Origin of the sequence: Desemzia sp. FAM 23989 (genome assembly GCF_045528345.1) — a bacterium.
Classification (GTDB): domain Bacteria; phylum Bacillota; class Bacilli; order Lactobacillales; family Carnobacteriaceae; genus Desemzia.
The window spans coordinates 109,522-128,197 of sequence record NZ_JBGQQT010000004.1; the positions used below are offsets into that span (position 1 = coordinate 109,522).

The following is an 18,676-nucleotide window of genomic DNA, read 5'->3' on the forward strand; positions in this document are numbered from 1 at the left end:
TTTTTTTGGAGGAATCGATATGGAAGAACAAGAAGTGATTTCAGTTCTGCAAAAGAACGGTTATCTAGCAGAATTAGGGCAAACTATTATGGGAAATTTAGAACACAAAGGGAGCGTATTGACTCCAAACATGAACGCCGCAAAAGTTAAAGTTCAGTTGTTGAATTTTAACAACCAACAGGAGATTGTCGTATTGCCGTTATCTTTTACGGGGAAATTATTGCCAGAAGAGATTTATGTCATTCCTTTTTCAGACATTGATAAGCTGGAATTTAAAAATAAGCTCATTTTTTACAATATGGTCATCAAGTTCCAGGATCCGCTAAAAAGAAAAAAAGACAAGTATCAAGTCAATAAAAAAATTGCCGGCTATAAATGGCAAGGTGAGAATGTTAAACGTATCATAGAAAAACTGCATTTTTAATCTGAAAGATTGGATAGTTTACCTTATTACTAGCTCTTCTTTCTTACATCAAAGAAGTCGAAATTCTTTTCCGGCTTCTTTTTTTGACGAGTTCAACTTATCTTCAGATCCTTCAAGAGTATGCTTATAATATTTATCGAGGTGATTGAAAAGAGATAAAAAAGAAGGAAATTACCCGTATGTCAACGACTAAACCAACAACAGAAAATAGAGGTCGAAATGGTTTTGGTTCAGTACCAGTCAACCGGACAATGATGTATGGCTTAAAAGCAAACCGCAGTATCCATTGGATGAAGTACAGGGTGGGAAATTAACGGGAAAAAGAAAAAATATAGTGACTATGTCACTTACAAAAGCGCAGAAATAGCTCCTAAAATGACTTTTTAAGACACAGCTTATTTTTTGAACGATCTGATGCAAGAAGCAGGTAAAGCTCAAAAAGAACCAACGAAGTAAGAAGCTGAAGTATTGAAAGAAACAGTTTTTCTAGTCAGCTAAGGCTGAAACTTTTCTCTGATCTCATACAACTGAACGAATCAATTCTAGTGTCAATGCAGTATTTTAATCCGCAAACTTGAAAATCCCGAGGAAGCGTGTTTGTTTGTAGCCGTGAAAAGTATGAAATGTGAATTACTAAGCGTCAGCGCTGAAGCACTGACGCTTAGTTTGAAGCTTGAAAGTCTGGAGACTACAGGCTTCAGGCGGTACCATGGCTACAAAAGCAAACAAAGCATTCCGGAGGATACTTCACCTCCAGTAAAGGGCTGAGACAAAAAAATGTATTTTGGTTTCAGAAATGGGTCTATGGAGGGAATATAAAAAAAGTGCCGTAAACACAAGTTGCTTTCCTGTCTTACTAACTCGACCGATAAATAGTTGACAGATACTCTTCAAGAGCATTTATTGCTTCTTTTTCAAAAAAAATGTATGATTCTAAGAGTGTCGCTTAAATTGCGACAGCAGACAAAAACAATAAATACCGTTTTGTTGAAATGGAGGAATACGACAATGCAGAAAAATAAATTGGAGATAGCAAAAGATATTTTCCTGATCACAATTGGCTGCGCTTTATTCGGCTTTAGTCTTGTTAATATCAATATTGCTAACCAATTGGCTGAAGGCGGCTTTACAGGACTTACGTTGATTTTAAATAGTTTGTTTGATATCAACCCTGCTTATTCGATCCTTGTTTTAAATGTGCCGATGATTTTAATCGGATGGAAATTATTAGGGAATCAATCATTGATTTATACTCTTTATGGAACATTTATGCTTTCTTTTTTCTTAGAGATCTGGCAACGAATACCGGTTGTTATTCCGACTAAAGGCGATTTACTGATTGCCGCACTATTAGCTGGTCTTGCCGGAGGAATCGGAAGCGGATTGATCTATCGCTCAGGTGGGACAACAGGCGGTTCAGATATAATTGCTCGGATCGCGGAAAAGAAGTATGGAATCGCGATGGGAAAAAGCTTACTGGCTTTTGACGTGCTGGTCCTTGTCCTGTCGTTGACCTATATCGACTTGCCGCACATGATGTATACATTATTGACCTCTTTTGTCTTTACGCAAATGGTCGATTTCATGCAACAAGGTTCTTATAGCGGTCGAGGCCTATTGATCATCTCCGAAAAAAGCGATGCGATCGCAGACAACATTTTAGCTGAACTTGAACGTGGTGTAACTTACATTAAAGCTGAAGGGGCTTATTCCAAACAAGAAAAAAATATTCTGTATTGTGTTATGGGCTCACATGAAATTGTAGCAGCGAAAAACATTATTAATCAAACCGATCCGAATGCCTTTATTTCGATTTTATCCGTTCACGAAGTGTTAGGAGAAGGCTTTTCTTATGACCCCAAACCTAAAGGTCGTTTTCAAAAGAATAAACAAACTGCGCAAAAACACATTAAATCATAAATATTCACACAAAAATGTTCTGGACCTTAGCGAAAGGTCCAGAACATTTCTTTCTATTTCCACAAAAAAACTCTTAACAAATTTCACAACAGCTGAAATCTGTTAAGAGCCACAAGCCTTATAAACTAGTCTTTTTTTGATGATCCAATAATTCTTTTTCGATTTCTTTCAATTCAGTAGAAAATTCAATAAATTCCTCTCGATTGCCATTTTCCAAAGCTTCATCAATTAAGTTCAACATCAAATGTTTTTTTTCGTTCAAAGAGAGTTTTGTAATGGCGTGTTCTACTTCGCGAATAAGATCTTGGGGAATAGTTTCGTTCCAGCGGTGATAAGGATTATCTTCTAAAATCGCAAGATATTGTTCTGTTTTCCAGGGTTCTCTGAATACCAGTTCTAAATACATATCTTCCTGCCAATTGAGTCGCACTTCATGAAAAGCTTGCTCAGGGTCACTAAACGCTTGTCCGTCTTTATAAAACAAAAACGGTTCGTTATCCATACCAACAGTCGACATCATAATCCCTCTAGGAGTCGTTTCCACATCCTCAACAAAATGAACCTTATTTAATACAATATCATGATTGAGCAGATAATTTAAGATCCACATAGATTCTCTTCTTTTTAGTTGATGACGATCTAAAAACCAACCGATGAAGGATTTTTTTTCTTCTAAAGAAACTTGGATGTTCATAGGAAAACCTCCTTATAACTCCTTTAGTATAGTATACCCTAGTCTAATAATAGTTGCCATTGATTGACTCGTAGAAATTCAACATTTCTTCATCAGTAGGTTCTACTTGCAAATAATCCTCTAAAACATCTTTAATGACCGTTCGGTCGCCTTCTTCTCTCAAGTAGCCAACATAACTTTTCAAGAACGAAGGATTTTGGCGGAATGCCGGATAGGCTTTAGAGAAAGCTTTTCCTGCAGCTTCATATTCCTCGATACCTTCATTGGCAATCGCTAAGTTCCAGTAAAATTGTGGATCTGCTTCTTCATCCATCAACGCTTGTTGGATAAAGTCGATCGTTTCAGAAAATCGTTCTTGTTTATTTAGTAAGTTTGTATAGGCCAGTAAATATCCGGCATTATCGGGATCAAGTTCAATCGCTTTTTGGTAGTATTCTTCCGCAGCATCTTCTCGTTCTAATTTAAGATTGATCGCTGCTCCTTGAAGGTACAAGTCAGGATTGAATTCATCGTACTGTAGTCCTTCTTGAATCACTTCTATTGCTTTATCTAATCGCAGATCTTCTTCTAGCCCTTTAGCCAAGTAAGGATACACAGAAGTGTAGCTAGGGTCTAACTCTTTCAATTTAAACAGGGTTTCATTTGCGCGTTGGAATTCTTTCTGTTGCAAATACGTAAATCCTAATTGGAATAAAGTATCCACGTGTTCATGTTCTTCTAAGCTTTGCTTCAAGTAGTTGACAGCTTCTTCAAAATCACCTAAGGCGCTATATGCTCCACCGCATCTGGCCGCCAAGTTGATTCCGGATAATTCTGCGTGTCCTTGAATCAATAAATCTTCATAGCCTTTGATGGCTTGAGCGTATTTCCCCATTGAAAAATGTAATTCAGCTAACGCAAAAATTACGGCCGGTTCATCTCCCATTGCTTCTTTAGCACGAAGCAGTTTGTGTTCGCTCACTTCATATAATCCTTGTACATAGTACAAATCTGCCAACACCAATAAAGCTTGAGGGTAAGCGTCGCTGGTTTCTTTGATTTGCAATAACCAGTCAGAGGCTGCTTCCATATCGCCTTCTTCGATAGCAATTTCTGCTAAACTCACTTTTAATTCATCATTTTCTGGGTATAGTTCAAGCAAATGCACATTGATTGCTTTGGTTTCTTCGTTAAATCCAAGTTGATATAAACTATCACTTAAAAGATACAATTCTTCATCTGAATCTTGTTTCATGGCTTGTCGGAACAGCTCAGTAGCTTCTCCTAAATCGTTATCATGTAAAGCCTGAATCATTTTTTTTCCGTATGACATTCCTAAAACCTCTTTCGCAGTTCAATTCATTTAGTTATTCACCAGTTTAACACAATTTTTAAGATAAAAATAGTTGTCCTGATCAGTCACTGATCTAAAATAAATGGCACTGTTTGAACAATATTCCAACAAATTTAAAATTTCACAATTATTTTTGGTCTAGACCTTTACAAAATAGAAATAGTGCTGTACTCTAAAAACGAAAAATTTATCAATCCATCTTAGGAGGTACTTAATCATGCATTTAGATTTTACAAAGGAAGAATCTCAGGATATTGAAGCATTTGTAAGTAATTTAACGTTGACCAAAGAAGAGTAATTTCTATGTCTCCATAAGAAAAACGGTTCACTAAAGAAGCTTTGCAAGATAGGCTAAATTTCAGGTGTTTTATTGAAGACTATCACCACATGTTGGAGAAATTGTACGATTACAATTTTGTGATCAAAGATATGATCGAACACAATAACGATACAAAAATAATCGATTCGATCCTTTACTTTTTAGATACGACCATCAAAGATCCTATGGTACTGTCGCAACTATATGCAATTTATAAAAAACAGACCCAAAACGACCTTTCTCCATTCCAGTAAAACATGGGTTTTTAAATACATCTAAACAGCTGCCCCATATTTAAAAGTATGCATAGAGTCCGTTTCAACAACTAGGAAGAAACGAACTCTGTCAATGACTTCTACACATCGAATAGCTGCTTAGGTAAAGACCTATGTTCTGTATTGGATATTAAAAATGAGGATGATCGTTCTTTAATCCGAGAAGTTGAAAATTTGTGCTCCTTTACAATACTATTGATTCTCCAGACATAGCAAAAACCCTTGATTTCTCAAGGGTTTTTTGCTGGTCTTATTTAACTGAATCTTTAAGCGCTTTACCTGGTTTGAATGCAGGGACCTTGCTTGCTGCGATTTCGATTTCTTCCCCAGTTTGAGGATTACGTCCTTTACGAGCTGCACGGTCACGTACTTCAAAGTTACCAAATCCGATGATTTGAACTTTTTCGCCATCGCTTAATAGTTCTTGAATAGATCCGAAAACTGCGTCTACTGCTGTAGTTGCTTGTTTTTTGTTAAGATCTGTTTTAGATACTACGCTTTCGATTAATTGTGCTTTGTTAGCCATTTATATTTCACCTCCTCGAAAAGAAGATTCGATGTTTTGTTTTTGTAAACATCCTAAGCCATTTTTGAGTGGTCCAAAAATGACATCCAGCGAAATGAAAATTAGTTGATCTAAATGACATTTCAATTAAAAAGATATCACACAAAAGTTGATACTGCAATGTTTTTTACTGATTTTCGGCATTTTTTCGCAAGGTTTGCGTTAATCTTTCAAAACTATTGAACTTCATCACAAACTGTGATAAAATGCCGTTTACCAGTTTTTGGTTGCTCTTTTATTTTCTGTTACGAGTAATCAAACGGATAGGTGTTCCCTCAAACGAGAAGGTATCACGAAGACGATTTTCCAAGTAACGCGCATAAGAAAAGTGCATCATTTCAGAATCATTCACAAACACGACAAAAGTAGGCGGTTTGATCGCCACTTGAGTAGCATAGTAGATTTTCAAACGTTTTCCTTTATCTGTCGGTGTCGGATTCATCGCTACTGCATCCAAGATAACTTCATTCAATGTAGAAGATTGGATACGCAGTTTTTGATTTTGGCTGACCATGCTGATCAGTTCCGGCAATTTGTGCAATCTTTGTTTTGTCAAAGCTGATACATAAATGATAGGCGCATAGCTTAAGTAGGCAAACTCTTCTCGAATAGTTTCTTCAAATTCTTTCATTGTAGAGTTCTCTTTCTCGATCGCATCCCATTTATTGACTAAAATAATGATCCCTTTTCCAGCTTCATGTGCATAACCGGCAACTTTCTTATCTTGCTCTCTAATGCCTTCTTCTGCATTCAGGACCACTAGGACGACATCTGAGCGTTCAATGGCTCTAAGGGCTCTTAAAACGCTGTATTTCTCTGTATTTTCGTACACTTTCCCTTTTTTACGAATACCGGCAGTGTCGATCATCACAAATTCTTCCCCGTCAGCTGATGTGAAAGAAGTATCAATTGCATCACGTGTTGTTCCCGCTACGTTCGACACGATTACACGATCTTCACCTAAAATAGCATTCACCAATGAAGATTTCCCTACATTCGGTCTTCCGATTAAACTAAATTTAATGACAGAATCATCGTATTCTTCTTCTTCCTCTTCAGGGAAAAACTTAATGGCTGCGTCTAGTAAGTCTCCTAACCCAATTCCGTGACTTCCAGAAAGAGGGTACGGATCTCCTAATCCTAAAGAGTAAAATTCAAAGATTTCTGCTCTCATTTCAGGGTTATCAACTTTGTTTACCGCTAATAATACGGGTTTATTGCTTCGGTACAATATTTGAGCTACATTTTCATCCGCATCCGTTACACCTTCTCTTACACTAGTAAGAAAGACGATCACATCTGCCTCTTCAATAGCAATTTCTGCTTGTTGTTTAATTTGCTCTAGAAAGGGTTCATCCCCTATATCAATTCCACCTGTATCAATCACATTAAATTCTTTTCCTAACCATTCTGCTGGAGAATATATCCGGTCACGGGTTACCCCTGCTATATCCTCAACGATAGAAACACGTTCTCCGACAATACGGTTAAAAACTGTTGATTTTCCTACATTTGGACGACCAACGATGGCGATTACTGGTTTTGCCATGTTCTAGCCTCCTCTTTTTCTACTTTAGTACTTTACTAGTTTAGTTGAATTCCTTTAAACTTGCAAACACCAATTGTATTTTACCCTATTTTACCATTTTATTGTTACATTATGGACAAGTTTCTCATTTTTATTTTTTGATACAAAAATAAGCGTATGGTTCCAACTAGAACCATACGCTTATTTATAAAGAATTAGTTGTCTTCGTTTTGATCTTCTGTGTCAAGATCTGCTAGTTGGTCTCCAATCAAATCTCCTAATGTAAAACCGGTATCTTCGTCCATTTCTGGAACTTCCTCAGCCTTAGGTTCTTGATGGATACGCTCTGGTTTAGCTTCTAACGCTTTGATACTTAATGACAAGCGTTGTTCTTCTGGACTGACAGACAATACTTTCACTTTGATCTTATCTCCCACATTTAATACTTCATGCGGTGTTGCGATATGATTGTGTGAAATTTGAGAAATGTGAACCAATCCTTCTACTCCCGGGAATACTTCCACAAAAGCTCCGAAGCTGGTTAGACGTTTCACTTCACCATCAAGTACTGCCCCTGCAGTAGCGCGCTCTTCAATATCTTCCCAAGGTCCTGGCAAGGTATCTTTAATAGATAGTGAAATACGGCCTTCTTCTTTATTGACAGAAAGGACTTTCACGTCCACTTCTTCTCCCACAGTCAATACATCACCTGGTTCATTCACGTGACCGTAAGAAATTTGAGAGATATGAACCAACCCGTCAACTCCGCCAAGATCAATAAAAGCACCAAAGTTTGTTAAACGAGCCACTGTTCCTTTGACCACGTCGCCTTCTACTAAGCTGTCAAGAACTTCGCCTTTTTTAGCTTCATTTTCAGCTTCAACAACAGCTTTATGAGAAAGAATCAAACGATTTTCGCTTGGTTCGATTTCAATGATTTTAAAGGTCAATGTTTTTCCTTTATATTCAGAAAAATCTTCTACAAATTGTACTTCTACCATAGAAGCAGGAACAAAACCGCGAACGCCAACATCTACTACTAGGCCGCCTTTTACGACATTCGTAACTGGAGCTTCAATAATAGTGCCTTCTTCGTATTCTTTTTGGATTTTTTCCCAAACTTTTTTCGCATCAATGCGTCGTTTGGACAACATATAGCTGCCATTTTCTTTATCTTTGCTTTCTTTGATGACCACTAAATCAAGCGTTTCGCCTACAGTGATGACATCTGACACATTTTCAAAAGGAGATGCCGACAATTCATTATGTGGAATAACTCCTTCTAGTCCGCCGCCTAGCCCAACGATTGCTTGTTTGTTTTCGTCAATTGCTAACACTTCGCCTTGGACAACGTCGCCGATATTGATTTCTTCAACATCCTTCATTACTTCTGACATAGATTGTTGTTCTTCTACTTCATGCATGTTCTCATTTTCTGTCATGTGACTTCCTCCTAATAACCAAATAAATCCTACATGTTTATTTTACCGAATTATACAGCAGAATGCCAATAAAAGACATGCATTTCCTAAAAAAGATTAAAATTCAATGAAATTACTCATCAATTCTTTCATTTTCTCCACCACTTGTTCGATTGACAGACTAGTCGTATCTAAACGAATGGCATCCTCAGCTTGTACCAACGGAGACACTTTTCGGTGAGAATCTTTGTAATCACGGTCTTCTATTTCTTTTTGCAATACCTCTAATGGAGTAGTAATCCCTTTACCGATATTTTCTTTGTATCTTCTTTCAGCTCTTTCTTTTGCACTGGCCACTAAGAAAATTTTCACTTCAGCATCTGGCAAGACGGCGGTTCCAATGTCTCTGCCATCCATTACAATGCCGCCTGCTTGAGCAATCTCCTGCTGGCGGCGTACCAATTCTTCCCGAACACCTTTATGAGCAGAGACAGCTGAAACATTGTTGGTCACATCTGGTTGTCTGATATCCGCCGTAACGTTCTCATGATTCAAAAATACTTTTTGTTGATTTTCGTCCGGTTCAAATGAGATCTGAGTATCTTTTAGTAAAGCTACCAGCTTTTCTTCATCCTCTACGTCTATTTCGTGTCTCAATGCTTGCAATGTCAGCACGCGGTACATTGCTCCTGTGTCACAATAAACGTAATTTAATTCACTGGCCAATATTTTGGCTACGGTACTTTTCCCAGCAGATGCTGGACCATCAATCGCAATTTTAATTTTTTTATTCATGATTAACCTACTTTCTGTTCTTACAAAATATCACTATCTGTTATTATACATCAGATAAGCGATTTACTCACAAAAATTTTGCGCAAAAATAGAGGAGCCAAGACAGTTGTGTCACAGCTCCTTTAAAAGACTATTTATTGTTAACGGTCTGAAAAAAAAGACAAGCTCCTGATTCAACTAAGTAACAGGAAATTTTCCTTTTACTCTACATCAGTTTACGACAAGTGTAGTGCCTACTGACACTTCATCCGTTGTTAATCCATTTAACGATTTTAATTGATCGGTCGACATACCATGGTTCAACGCGATTCTGTATAAGTTATCGCCTGCTTTAACCGTATAAGTATTAGTCGTTTGAGATTCAACAACTTCTGTAGATTCTTCACTGACTGTACTTTCTTGAACAGATTGAGATTCGCTTTCCACAACTTTAGAAGATGCAGCACTTTCCGGTTCGCTAGAAGCTGCCTCGGCCTGAGTAGTTTCACTTTCAGATTGAACTGCTTTAGACTCCTCAACTTCTTCCGATTCTGAACCCATTGATTCGCTTTCTGATTCTTCTGCTTGACTGCTTTCGCTTGATTCGTTTTCTTTAACCACTAATTTTTCAGTTTCAGGTTCAGTTGTATTTTGAGCGTTGTGAGTATAAAAAATATAAGCACTAGTTGGTAAAATAATAAAAAGGGCTAAAAATATCCATAATGACTTCAATACAGGTGATATAGCTTTATCCGCTTTTTTTCTTTCCGTTCTTGAGTAATTGCCATTTGTATATCCCTCATTTTCATCAAATGTACGAGACCATAATTCGTCTGTATCATTTGAATGACCTTTTTTCTTTCTGGCCATCTTAATCCCTCTCCTTTCTAAACTTCTAGATTATTATAGCATAGGATTAGTCTCTTTTCCTCATAAATTTTTCAACAAAAATAAGTCATTTAGGCTGTTTTCCCATTCATTTTTGAACTCTTTATGACTATGTTCTCTGCTTTCATGAGGCAGCTCATATTTTTCGAAATTGATCCCACAAGATATACAACACTGTTCAGGCTTATGTTGCAAGGTCTCTTCGAAATAATGCAGCAGCATCTCTCGTTTACAATCCGCTGTTTGAATGTAGTGCAGCATAAAATAGAGCTGATTTTCTTTTATTTGTCGCTGCAAAGCTATTTTCTGTTTAACTTCTTGGATAGGTTGCTGAGTCTCTATAAAGTAACTCAACAATTGTTTATGAACATCATCTTTGTGGACCAAATCTAATTTAGACGGATCCCGGTACACCATTTCGATCACCTCATCTGACGGAAGTGCTTCTTCTTGGAACCGCTGATGAATAAAATGATCTCCTCGTTCATAAAATAGCAAAGCTATACTAGGGTCACCGTCTCTTCCAGCTCTTCCTACTTCTTGCAGATAAGCCTCTGGACTGGCAGGTAAATGATAATGGAACACAAACCGGATATTGTTTTTATTGATTCCCATTCCAAAAGCACTGGTTGCACAAATGATGTCGATTTGATCTTGGATAAACTGATTTTGGATTTTTATTTTATCTTCTGTCTCTAAACTGGAGTGGTAACTTTCTGCTGACAGAGCCGTTTTCGCTCGAATCATCCCAGCGATTTCATCAGCTTTCTTTTTGCTTGAAAAATAGATAATACCTGGCTTCTGTAATTTTTGCAGTTGCTCAATAATCAATTCGTTTTTATTATTTTCACACAAAATCGTTCCAAATGCTATATTGGGTCGATTGACAGAATAAAGTACCTGTTGAGTAGTGCTGCGATCCAGCTTTAAACTCGTTAAAATCTCTTCTCTTACTCGCGGAGTAGCTGTAGCAGTTAAAGCCATTGTCAGAGGGTTTCCAAGGACTTTTCGCACCGCTCCTAAAGTAGAATATTCCGGCCTAAAATCCATTCCCCATTGTGAAATGCAATGAGCTTCATCCACCACAAATAAACTCAACTGGATTTTCTTCAGCGCTTCTAAAACCGTTGGCTGGTGCAGCATCTCAGGAGACAAATAAATAAATTTAAATTGATGCAATTGGTTCAGTACTTGCCGTTTGTATCTGGATGGAAGCATACTGTTCAGTGCAACCACTCTTTTTTCGCCGTTCATTTTTAATTGTTCTACTTGATCTTGCATCAATGAAATCAAAGGAGAGATGATAACGGTAGTACCGCCCAAGGCGTAGCCAGTCAATTGGTAACAAATCGATTTTCCAGTCCCTGTCGGCAGCATCACTAGTGAATGTTGTCTCGACAAAGCCGCTGTTATCGCTTCTTCTTGCCCTTCTCTAAAACTGTGGAAACCAAATTTGTCGGCTAACAATTGATATATATCAGTTTTTTCCTTCATTTGCTCTCCTCCTTTCAATTTGCATTAATCGAAACCACCAGAATTCCAAATTAACAAGACGGTCTGAAGCTTCTTGAAATGAAACTTCCGGAGAATCTGCCAGCAATGTCTTTAAAGAAGTGTAGATTTCTTTTGGTATAAATGGCTCAATCTCTACTGTTGGAAAAAGAATCACCAACTCTATCAAGTGTTCGGAAATGGTGCTTTTCTTTAACCGACGGATGTGAACAATTTTTTCAATAGAGAACCCTTTTTCCAGTAACAAAGCTGTTTCTTTGGCGCTATGTGACAACCCATTTTTATTAGGAGCAGCCGTGTCTTTTACGATAGAGGCAAATAAAGGAACTTGTTGATGGATTTCATGGATTTGTTGGATAAGGCAACTCATAGCATCGTATTGCCTTACCGTTATCTCCAATTCCGGGATATTCATTTGTTGTGCCAGTTGTTTTTTGGTCAGACCTACGATATCATGTCCCGACATCAGATGAACTAAAATAACCGCATTTTCTGTTTCTAAATTAGATAGGAGTACTTTCCACTCCATCCCAAAGGCAGCTGCCAACTCTTTAAGGGGCTTGGATTGTGTTGCAATCCACCTCTTGACCCATTGTTGAATATCATACTCTTTTTCTACAGGTAAATAGCGTTTATTTTCATACCGGATTTCCGAGAGAATTTGGGTAATAAAATAGATCTTTCGTTGAACGTCTCGTACCATACGACCTTGTGTCAACCAGTTTAAATGATGTGGCTGATAATGATCTGAAAGATATTGTCGAACACTGTTTTCACCTGTTTGTGATAGAAGGTATTCTTTGCTGTTATGCGTATACAATAAATGCCCACTAGAGGTCAACTCTTCTAATTTTTGATAAAACACTGAACGATCTAGTTGTGGGAAAAAACCAAAAAAAGGTTCCAAGGAATAATCTACTGCACGATATAAAATAGAAGCTGTCCGCTTCCCTTGCAGAATATGAAATACCGTTGACCCTTTTTTAGCTTGAGTGTTAGAAAAAAGAGCTAATATAAATAAGTCGTTATATGTGAGTGCCATGACTTTTTTCCAGCCTTTACATGTTAAATTTCTGTTTCATTAAAAGAGGCAGTTGAGATCTCTTAACCTTACTATACCAAATATAGACCTAAAATATTGTTTTTGGTACAAAAAAAACTGCCCTAAAGGCAGTTTTTTTGCTTGTGTGATTATTTATTTACAGAAACCTGTTTGTATTGGCTATTTCGTAAAAGCCATGGTTTTAATTTACCAAATAATACAATAAAGACTACACTGATCAAGAAACCTTTTGCAATATTAAATGGAAGTACTCCATACAATACGTAATTTATCATTGGACCAACATCAAAATTTAAGACCATCATGTAAAGTGGTGCAACAACATAGTAATTCAATACTGACAACACGATCGTCAAGACAATGGTTCCAGCAGCACTACCTAGGATGAGACCTTTCAAAGATGTTCCTTTTGCACGGACAACCGCGTAAAGAGGAAGAAGATACGCTACGGAAGCGATAAAGCTTGTAGCATCTCCAATTGGGAATCCAGCATCTCCACCAGTTTGTACATAATGTAATAAACTTCGGATAAACGCGATAGCAATGCCGCCAACTGGACCGTATAAAAACATTCCGATGATACTAGGCATATCGCTGAAATCTACTTTCAAAAAAGAGACTCCTGGTACTAATGGAAAAGAGAAGTTGATCAGGATAAACGACATAGCGCCTAATATAGCTACTCCAACCATTTTCTTTGTATTTCTTGTTTGCATAAAAATCCTCCTAAAAGGATTCATCAGCGTGAGCATCTTGCGGTTAATACGAATAGAAATAAAAAATGCTCCGTCTGCTCTTCTTCAGAATAGCAAACGGAGCATTTGAATATATAACGATTCAAATAACCCCATCTTCTTTATCCAGACTTTACTGTCGGTACTGGAATTACACCAGTTCAACCAGAATGAGTAAGCTCATTCAGTTCGTGGACTTTACCACCGGTCGGGAATTACACCCTGCCCCTGAAGACGAATCAATTTTTTATTTTCCTTACATAAAACATTATATCTTATTGTGAAAAAAAATCAAGCACTCCACTTACTTTTTTTTAGTAAATTACTTATTTTCCTCAATATCAATTTCATTTTCATCAATGTAAGGCATATGAACAATAAAACTGGAACCTTTGCCCAATTCACTTTTCACTTCTGCATAGCCTTCATGTGCTTCTACAATATTTTTGACCAATGACAAGCCGATTCCCGTTCCAATACGGTTATCTCTTTGAGTAGCTCTAGACTTGTCCGCTTTATAAAATCGTTCAAAAACAAAGGGGATATCCTCTTCGGGAATGCCTGTTCCATTATCTTGTACTTCCATAAGAACTTCATCCACGATAACATCTAAATATACTTTGATTTTAACTTGTCCTTTTTCTCGGTCAGCCATAATCGTATGACGGATAGCATTGTTTACTAAATTGACAAAAACTTGGTCCATTTTATCTCTATCCATAATGTACGTTTCTAAATCAGGCTGTATGTCTAAACTCAAAGCGACATTTCCATTGGAAGCCATCGTACTGAATCGTGAGAACAATTGATTGAAGAATTGCGGAAGATTGACCTTGGTCTTTTCTAGGGTAATGTACCCGGACTCTACTCTTGATAAGTCAAGCATTTCATTGACCATACGATTCATTCGGCGTGATTCTTCTCCAATGATCTTCGCCATCTCCTGTTTTTCTTCTTTTGTTTCTGCAATATCGTCTACAATTGCTTCACTGTACCCTTGGATCATCACTAAAGGAGTCCGCAGTTCGTGAGAAACATTGTTGATGAAATCGATCCTCATAGTGTCCAGACGCCGTTCTTGAGTGACATCTTGCGCAGAAACCAGAACACCCCGTACACTTTCAATATTTTCATCAAACAAAGGGATAATGTAGACTTCATAATAATAATCATTGGCAATATGCTCAAAATGTATTTTTTCTGAAGTTGAAATCACTTCTTCGATTTTTTTTTGTAAAAAACTTGGTACTCGAATGTCTTCTGGTAAATACCCTTGTTCGGAGTTTTCTAAAAACTCTTCTCCACTGGGATTGGACATCAATAAAGTTTTATCCTGATTGTAATATAAAATCCCGGTGGTGATACTGGTAACGATATTTTCCAGTAACTCTTTTTCTTGTCTTGTTGCTGCACCGCTGGTTTCTAAAGAACGAGCCATTTTATTCATTGCTAAACCTAATTGAGACAATTCGTCTTTATGCCTCACTTGAGCTTTTCGACTAAAATCATTTGTAGCGTAATCAAAAGCAATATCTCGAAGTTCAGTCACAGGTTCACCTAGACGTTTCCTCAAATAATAAAACGACCAGACTCCAATAATCAAATAAAATACGATGATAATCGCTATCCAATCTCTAAAACTGCTTTGCATTTCATTCAGGAAGGATAAATCTCCGAAAGAGATGAGCAGCATGTCTTGTTGATTTGCCTCAAAATTATATAAACGCAGAATAAAAGGAGCTTTTAAACGGTTTTCTTGACGTACCGTTTGAACAATCTGTGCGTCATCTCTTTCTTTTAAAATAGTCAGTACTTTGGGATCTTCAATCACCTTTTGTTGAAAATCCGTTAAACCAAGGTTATTCAAATCAACTTGCTGAGCTAAATCCTCATTGTTGAATACTCTGTATTGAATATGCATACTGGCATTATTAATATTATCGAGCTGCTCTAAGAACAGCTGTGGATTTGTTTCAACATAGTTTTCTATTTCCAGAATCGTTTCTTCAAACTCTGTGATGTATTGCCGTTCTATACTTTGATTGTACAAAGAACGAAAAGACAAGATACATGTAAAAAAAAACAATCCTATGATCCCCATAATAATCAGCCATATTTTTGTAGAAATGTTGGTTACTCTCATTTACTTCTCGACCTACTTTTCTGAGTCCTCAGGAGACGCATTAAATTTATACCCCAAACCCCAAACCGTTACAATATTTTTTGATGCTTCTTTAGATTGTTTGGCTAATTTTTCTCTTAGGCGTTTGATATGGGTATCAACCGTTCTTAAATCACCAAAGAACTCGTATTTCCATACTTCTCTTAATAATTGTTCTCTACCGAAAATTTGATTGGGAGATTTCATTAAATAAAGCAGAAGATCATATTCTTTTGGTGTAAGATTGATAACAGCTTTGTCGACAAAAACGGTATGCGACCGGTTGTCAATCTCGATATGAGGCGTTGTGATCACATCGGAATCCTCTTCATCTTTTTTCTCCACATGTGTTCTTTTCAATACAGCAATGACCCTTAAAACCACTTCACGAGGACTAAAAGGTTTAACGATATAATCATCTGCTCCAATTTCAAACCCTTGGATCCGGTTCGTTTCTTCTCCTTTAGCAGTGATCATCATAATAGGTGTCGCTTTTTCTTCTCTGATCTTTTCTGCTGCTTCAATACCGTCCGTGTTCGGCATCATCAAGTCCAATAAAATCAAATCGTAATCATTTTCTAAAGCCATTTCTAAAGCTTCTTCACCATCACATGCTTCGGAGACCACATAGTTTTCGCGTTCTAAATACATTTTCAACAAACGACGAATACGGTCTTCATCATCCACTACAAGTATATTTACTGTTTCATTATTCATAATAATCTTACACCCTTTCGCCAAGTGTATACTTTATTGAGTTCATTATACAGAACGTAAAGTATCTTAATCAACTGATTCGCTTTCATCCAATTGAATAAACTCCAATTCGGCAGCACTTACATTTTCTTATTAAAAAGCATAAATTAATCATAACATACCTAAGACACAATTTGTTCAAAAAAAACATTCGCTTTTGATAAAAATCAAAAAGCGAATGCTTTTTAGCAGAGTTGACTAATCTTTTGCTAATTCACGCAATTGCTGAACTTCAAAATGTTTTAATTCTCGCCAGTCCCCTGAGTTAAGTCCGTTTAAATTTAGATTTCCATAGGCTTCTCTAGTCAATTTTTGAACGGGATGCCCTACTGCTTCAAACATCTTTTTAACTTGTCGATTTCTACCTTCATGAATAGTAATCTGTACAATAGAAGTTTGTTTTTCAACATTTGAAGACAACAATTTCGTTGAGGCTGGAGCAGTCTTTTTCCCTTCAATCACGACACCTTTTTCAAGTTGACGCAATGTTTTACGTTGAATCAAGCCTTTTACTTTAGCCACATAGACCTTTTCTATCTCATGTTTTGGATGCATCAATAATTGAGAAAATTCTCCATCATTGGTCAGAATCAGTGCACCTGTAGTATCATAATCTAAGCGGCCCACAGGGTAGATGCGTTGTTCAACACCAAAAAATAAATCCGTTACGACTGGTCTTCCTTTGTCATCTGAAACGGCTGTAATCATATTCCTCGGTTTATTCAATAAAAAGTATACAGGTTCTTCCCGATCAACTGGAATATTGTCCACTTCGATCAAATCACTTTGATTGACTTGAACGCCCAACTCAGTTACTACTTTTCCATTTACTTTTACACGTCCTTGTGTAATTAAAGTCTCACATTTGCGTCGTGAATCCACGCCCGCATGTGCCATTACCTTTTGTAATCTTTCCACACGTTTTCACCCCTTATTTTTTATACGATTCTATTTAATGATTGTTCATGGCATCATTGAACTGCTCATTGAAACGTTCAAAAAACAAATCCGTTTCTTTCTCTTCATTCTCCATGTCCAGTTCAGTTATATCCGGCAATTCTGACAGTTTTTTCAACCCAAAATAATCCATAAAATAATCGGTTGTTCCATACAGAATTGGACGACCGGGAGTTTCCACTCGTCCTCTTTCTTTGATCAATCCTCTTAAAACCAGCTTCTGTAAAGATCCACTAGACTGCACACCACGGATCTCATCGATTTCCATTCGCGTGATTGGCTGTTTGTAAGCGATGATAGCCAAGGTTTCTAGTCCAGCTTGGGATAAGTTTGTAGCGAAAGGAGAAGCAGCATATTTTTTTACAACCGTCGAATACTCTTTCTTGGTAGCTAATTCAAATCGGTTTCCAACTTCCAATAAAGTCAAACCGCTTTCACTGATTTTGTATTTTTCTTGCAACTTCATTAACTCAGCATAGACTGTTTGGGTTGAGGTTTCCAATAAGGAGGCAATTTCTTCTAAAGACAAACCTTCATCTCCTGCAACAAAAAGCAATGCCTCAATTGCCGCTTCATCCATGTATACTCGCTCCTATTCGTTCTGAATCCGTTGAAAAAATCTTGATTTCTTCAAATGCTTTCTCCTGCTGGATCTCAATTTCTTTGCCTTTCATTAATTCCAATAAGGCTAAAAAAGTCAGTACAATTTCATTTCGGTCACCAGAATCAAATAATTCTGAAAATAAAATCGGGTTGCTTTTCCCGTGACGTTTTATTTTATGAATGATGGTGTCCATTTTTTCTTCTAAAGTCACTTCTTCAGAAACAATTCTAGTCTGAACTGGCGCTTTTAGTTTCTTTTTAGACAACATTTCTTGAAATGCCAAAACTAAATCGATCACTTGAACTTTTTCCGGCTCCAGTTCAATATCGATTTGATAATCTTCTAAATTACTGGGTTCTTTTGTAAAATAAAGACTTCTCTCTTCTTCTTTTGATTTCAACATAGAAGCCGCTTGTTTGTATTTTTGATATTCCAACAATTGATCCACTAGTGCTTCTCTTGGATCTATTCCTTCTTCATAGAAATCTTCCTCTTCATCTAAATCCGGCTTCGGCAATAATAATTTGCTTTTTATGGCCATTAAAGTGGCTGCCATGATCAAATAATCTCCTGCCACGTCCAGTTCCAACATTTTCATTGTATGGACGTATGCCAAGTACTGAGAAGTGATCTCCGCAATTGGAATATCATAAATATCTACTTCTAATTGCTGTATTAAATGCAGCAATAAATCCAGAGGTCCTTCGAAAACATCAATTTTTATAGTGATCTCTGACATTGATGTTAT

Annotated in this window: 19 protein-coding genes and 1 riboswitch; of the genes, 4 read left to right on the forward strand and 15 right to left on the reverse strand. The window is 37.1% G+C overall.

Annotated features, from left to right (window positions below; genetic code table 11):
• The first annotated feature begins 19 nt into the window (after positions 1-19).
• From ACEN36_RS04085 to ACEN36_RS04095, 3 genes are all read left to right on the forward strand, one after another.
• Entirely contained in the window at positions 20-424 is a 405-nt protein-coding gene (locus ACEN36_RS04085; protein ID WP_407097341.1) for a hypothetical protein, read from the forward strand.
• 179 nt (positions 425-603) lie between these two features.
• Positions 604-738, forward strand: coding sequence for a hypothetical protein (locus ACEN36_RS04090; protein ID WP_407097342.1), 135 nt, complete (start codon positions 604-606; stop codon positions 736-738).
• 694 nt (positions 739-1,432) lie between these two features.
• Positions 1,433-2,344: a YitT family protein gene (locus ACEN36_RS04095; RefSeq protein ID WP_407103284.1), complete on the forward strand. Its 912-nt coding sequence runs from the start codon at positions 1,433-1,435 to the stop codon at positions 2,342-2,344.
• Between the two features lie 118 nt (positions 2,345-2,462).
• On the opposite strand, the gene ACEN36_RS04100 is transcribed toward ACEN36_RS04095, so the two are convergent.
• On the reverse strand, positions 2,463-3,038 hold the full coding sequence (locus ACEN36_RS04100; RefSeq protein WP_407097656.1) for a ReoY family proteolytic degradation factor: 576 nt from the start codon (positions 3,036-3,038) through the stop codon (positions 2,463-2,465).
• A 43-nt stretch (positions 3,039-3,081) separates the two neighbouring features.
• On the reverse strand, positions 3,082-4,350 hold the full coding sequence (locus ACEN36_RS04105; protein ID WP_407126006.1) for a tetratricopeptide repeat protein: 1,269 nt from the start codon (positions 4,348-4,350) through the stop codon (positions 3,082-3,084).
• Between the two features lie 408 nt (positions 4,351-4,758).
• Between ACEN36_RS04105 and ACEN36_RS04110 the strand changes: the two genes are divergently transcribed.
• A complete protein-coding gene (locus tag ACEN36_RS04110) occupies positions 4,759-4,944 on the forward strand; it encodes a hypothetical protein (RefSeq protein ID WP_407126007.1) in 186 nt (61 codons plus the stop codon).
• A gap of 271 nt (positions 4,945-5,215) precedes the next feature.
• Here the strand turns inward: ACEN36_RS04110 and ACEN36_RS04115 are convergent, their stop codons facing one another.
• The 13 genes from ACEN36_RS04115 to ACEN36_RS04175 all read right to left on the reverse strand — a co-directional run bounded on the left by ACEN36_RS04115 (position 5,216) and on the right by ACEN36_RS04175 (position 18,667).
• The gene (locus tag ACEN36_RS04115; protein ID WP_204210794.1) at positions 5,216-5,491 is read right to left on the reverse strand and encodes an HU family DNA-binding protein; all 276 of its coding nucleotides are present in this window, start codon (positions 5,489-5,491) and stop codon (positions 5,216-5,218) included.
• A gap of 274 nt (positions 5,492-5,765) precedes the next feature.
• Complete coding sequence (gene der, locus ACEN36_RS04120; protein WP_407097653.1) at positions 5,766-7,079, reverse strand: ribosome biogenesis GTPase Der; 1,314 nt, start codon at positions 7,077-7,079, stop codon at positions 5,766-5,768.
• Positions 7,080-7,273: 194 nt separating this feature from the next.
• The gene (gene rpsA, locus ACEN36_RS04125; RefSeq protein WP_407097652.1) at positions 7,274-8,500 is read right to left on the reverse strand and encodes a 30S ribosomal protein S1; all 1,227 of its coding nucleotides are present in this window, start codon (positions 8,498-8,500) and stop codon (positions 7,274-7,276) included.
• Between the two features lie 96 nt (positions 8,501-8,596).
• A complete protein-coding gene (cmk, locus tag ACEN36_RS04130; protein ID WP_407097651.1) occupies positions 8,597-9,274 on the reverse strand; it encodes a (d)CMP kinase in 678 nt (225 codons plus the stop codon).
• 210 nt (positions 9,275-9,484) lie between these two features.
• Positions 9,485-10,123: a LysM peptidoglycan-binding domain-containing protein gene (locus tag ACEN36_RS04135; RefSeq protein WP_407097650.1), complete on the reverse strand. Its 639-nt coding sequence runs from the start codon at positions 10,121-10,123 to the stop codon at positions 9,485-9,487.
• 60 nt (positions 10,124-10,183) lie between these two features.
• On the reverse strand, positions 10,184-11,635 hold the full coding sequence (locus ACEN36_RS04140; RefSeq protein WP_407126008.1) for a RecQ family ATP-dependent DNA helicase: 1,452 nt from the start codon (positions 11,633-11,635) through the stop codon (positions 10,184-10,186).
• A complete protein-coding gene (locus tag ACEN36_RS04145; protein WP_407126010.1) occupies positions 11,619-12,695 on the reverse strand; it encodes a helix-turn-helix domain-containing protein in 1,077 nt (358 codons plus the stop codon). Before ACEN36_RS04145 ends, ACEN36_RS04140 begins: the two co-directional genes overlap by 17 nt.
• Positions 12,696-12,844: 149 nt before the next feature.
• The gene (locus ACEN36_RS04150; protein WP_407126011.1) at positions 12,845-13,432 is read right to left on the reverse strand and encodes an ECF transporter S component; all 588 of its coding nucleotides are present in this window, start codon (positions 13,430-13,432) and stop codon (positions 12,845-12,847) included.
• 129 nt (positions 13,433-13,561) lie between these two features.
• Positions 13,562-13,690: riboswitch (FMN riboswitch) on the reverse strand.
• An 82-nt stretch (positions 13,691-13,772) separates the two neighbouring features.
• Positions 13,773-15,593, reverse strand: a complete 1,821-nt coding sequence (locus tag ACEN36_RS04155; protein ID WP_407126012.1) for an ATP-binding protein — start codon at positions 15,591-15,593, stop codon at positions 13,773-13,775.
• 12 nt (positions 15,594-15,605) lie between these two features.
• On the reverse strand, positions 15,606-16,328 hold the full coding sequence (locus tag ACEN36_RS04160; RefSeq protein WP_407126013.1) for a response regulator transcription factor: 723 nt from the start codon (positions 16,326-16,328) through the stop codon (positions 15,606-15,608).
• A 237-nt stretch (positions 16,329-16,565) separates the two neighbouring features.
• Positions 16,566-17,285, reverse strand: coding sequence for a pseudouridine synthase (locus ACEN36_RS04165; protein WP_407097620.1), 720 nt, complete (start codon positions 17,283-17,285; stop codon positions 16,566-16,568).
• A gap of 34 nt (positions 17,286-17,319) precedes the next feature.
• Entirely contained in the window at positions 17,320-17,904 is a 585-nt protein-coding gene (gene scpB, locus ACEN36_RS04170) for an SMC-Scp complex subunit ScpB (RefSeq protein ID WP_407097619.1), read from the reverse strand.
• Complete coding sequence (locus ACEN36_RS04175; RefSeq protein ID WP_407097618.1) at positions 17,897-18,667, reverse strand: segregation/condensation protein A; 771 nt, start codon at positions 18,665-18,667, stop codon at positions 17,897-17,899. Before ACEN36_RS04175 ends, scpB begins: the two co-directional genes overlap by 8 nt.
• Positions 18,668-18,676: the final 9 nt, after the last annotated feature.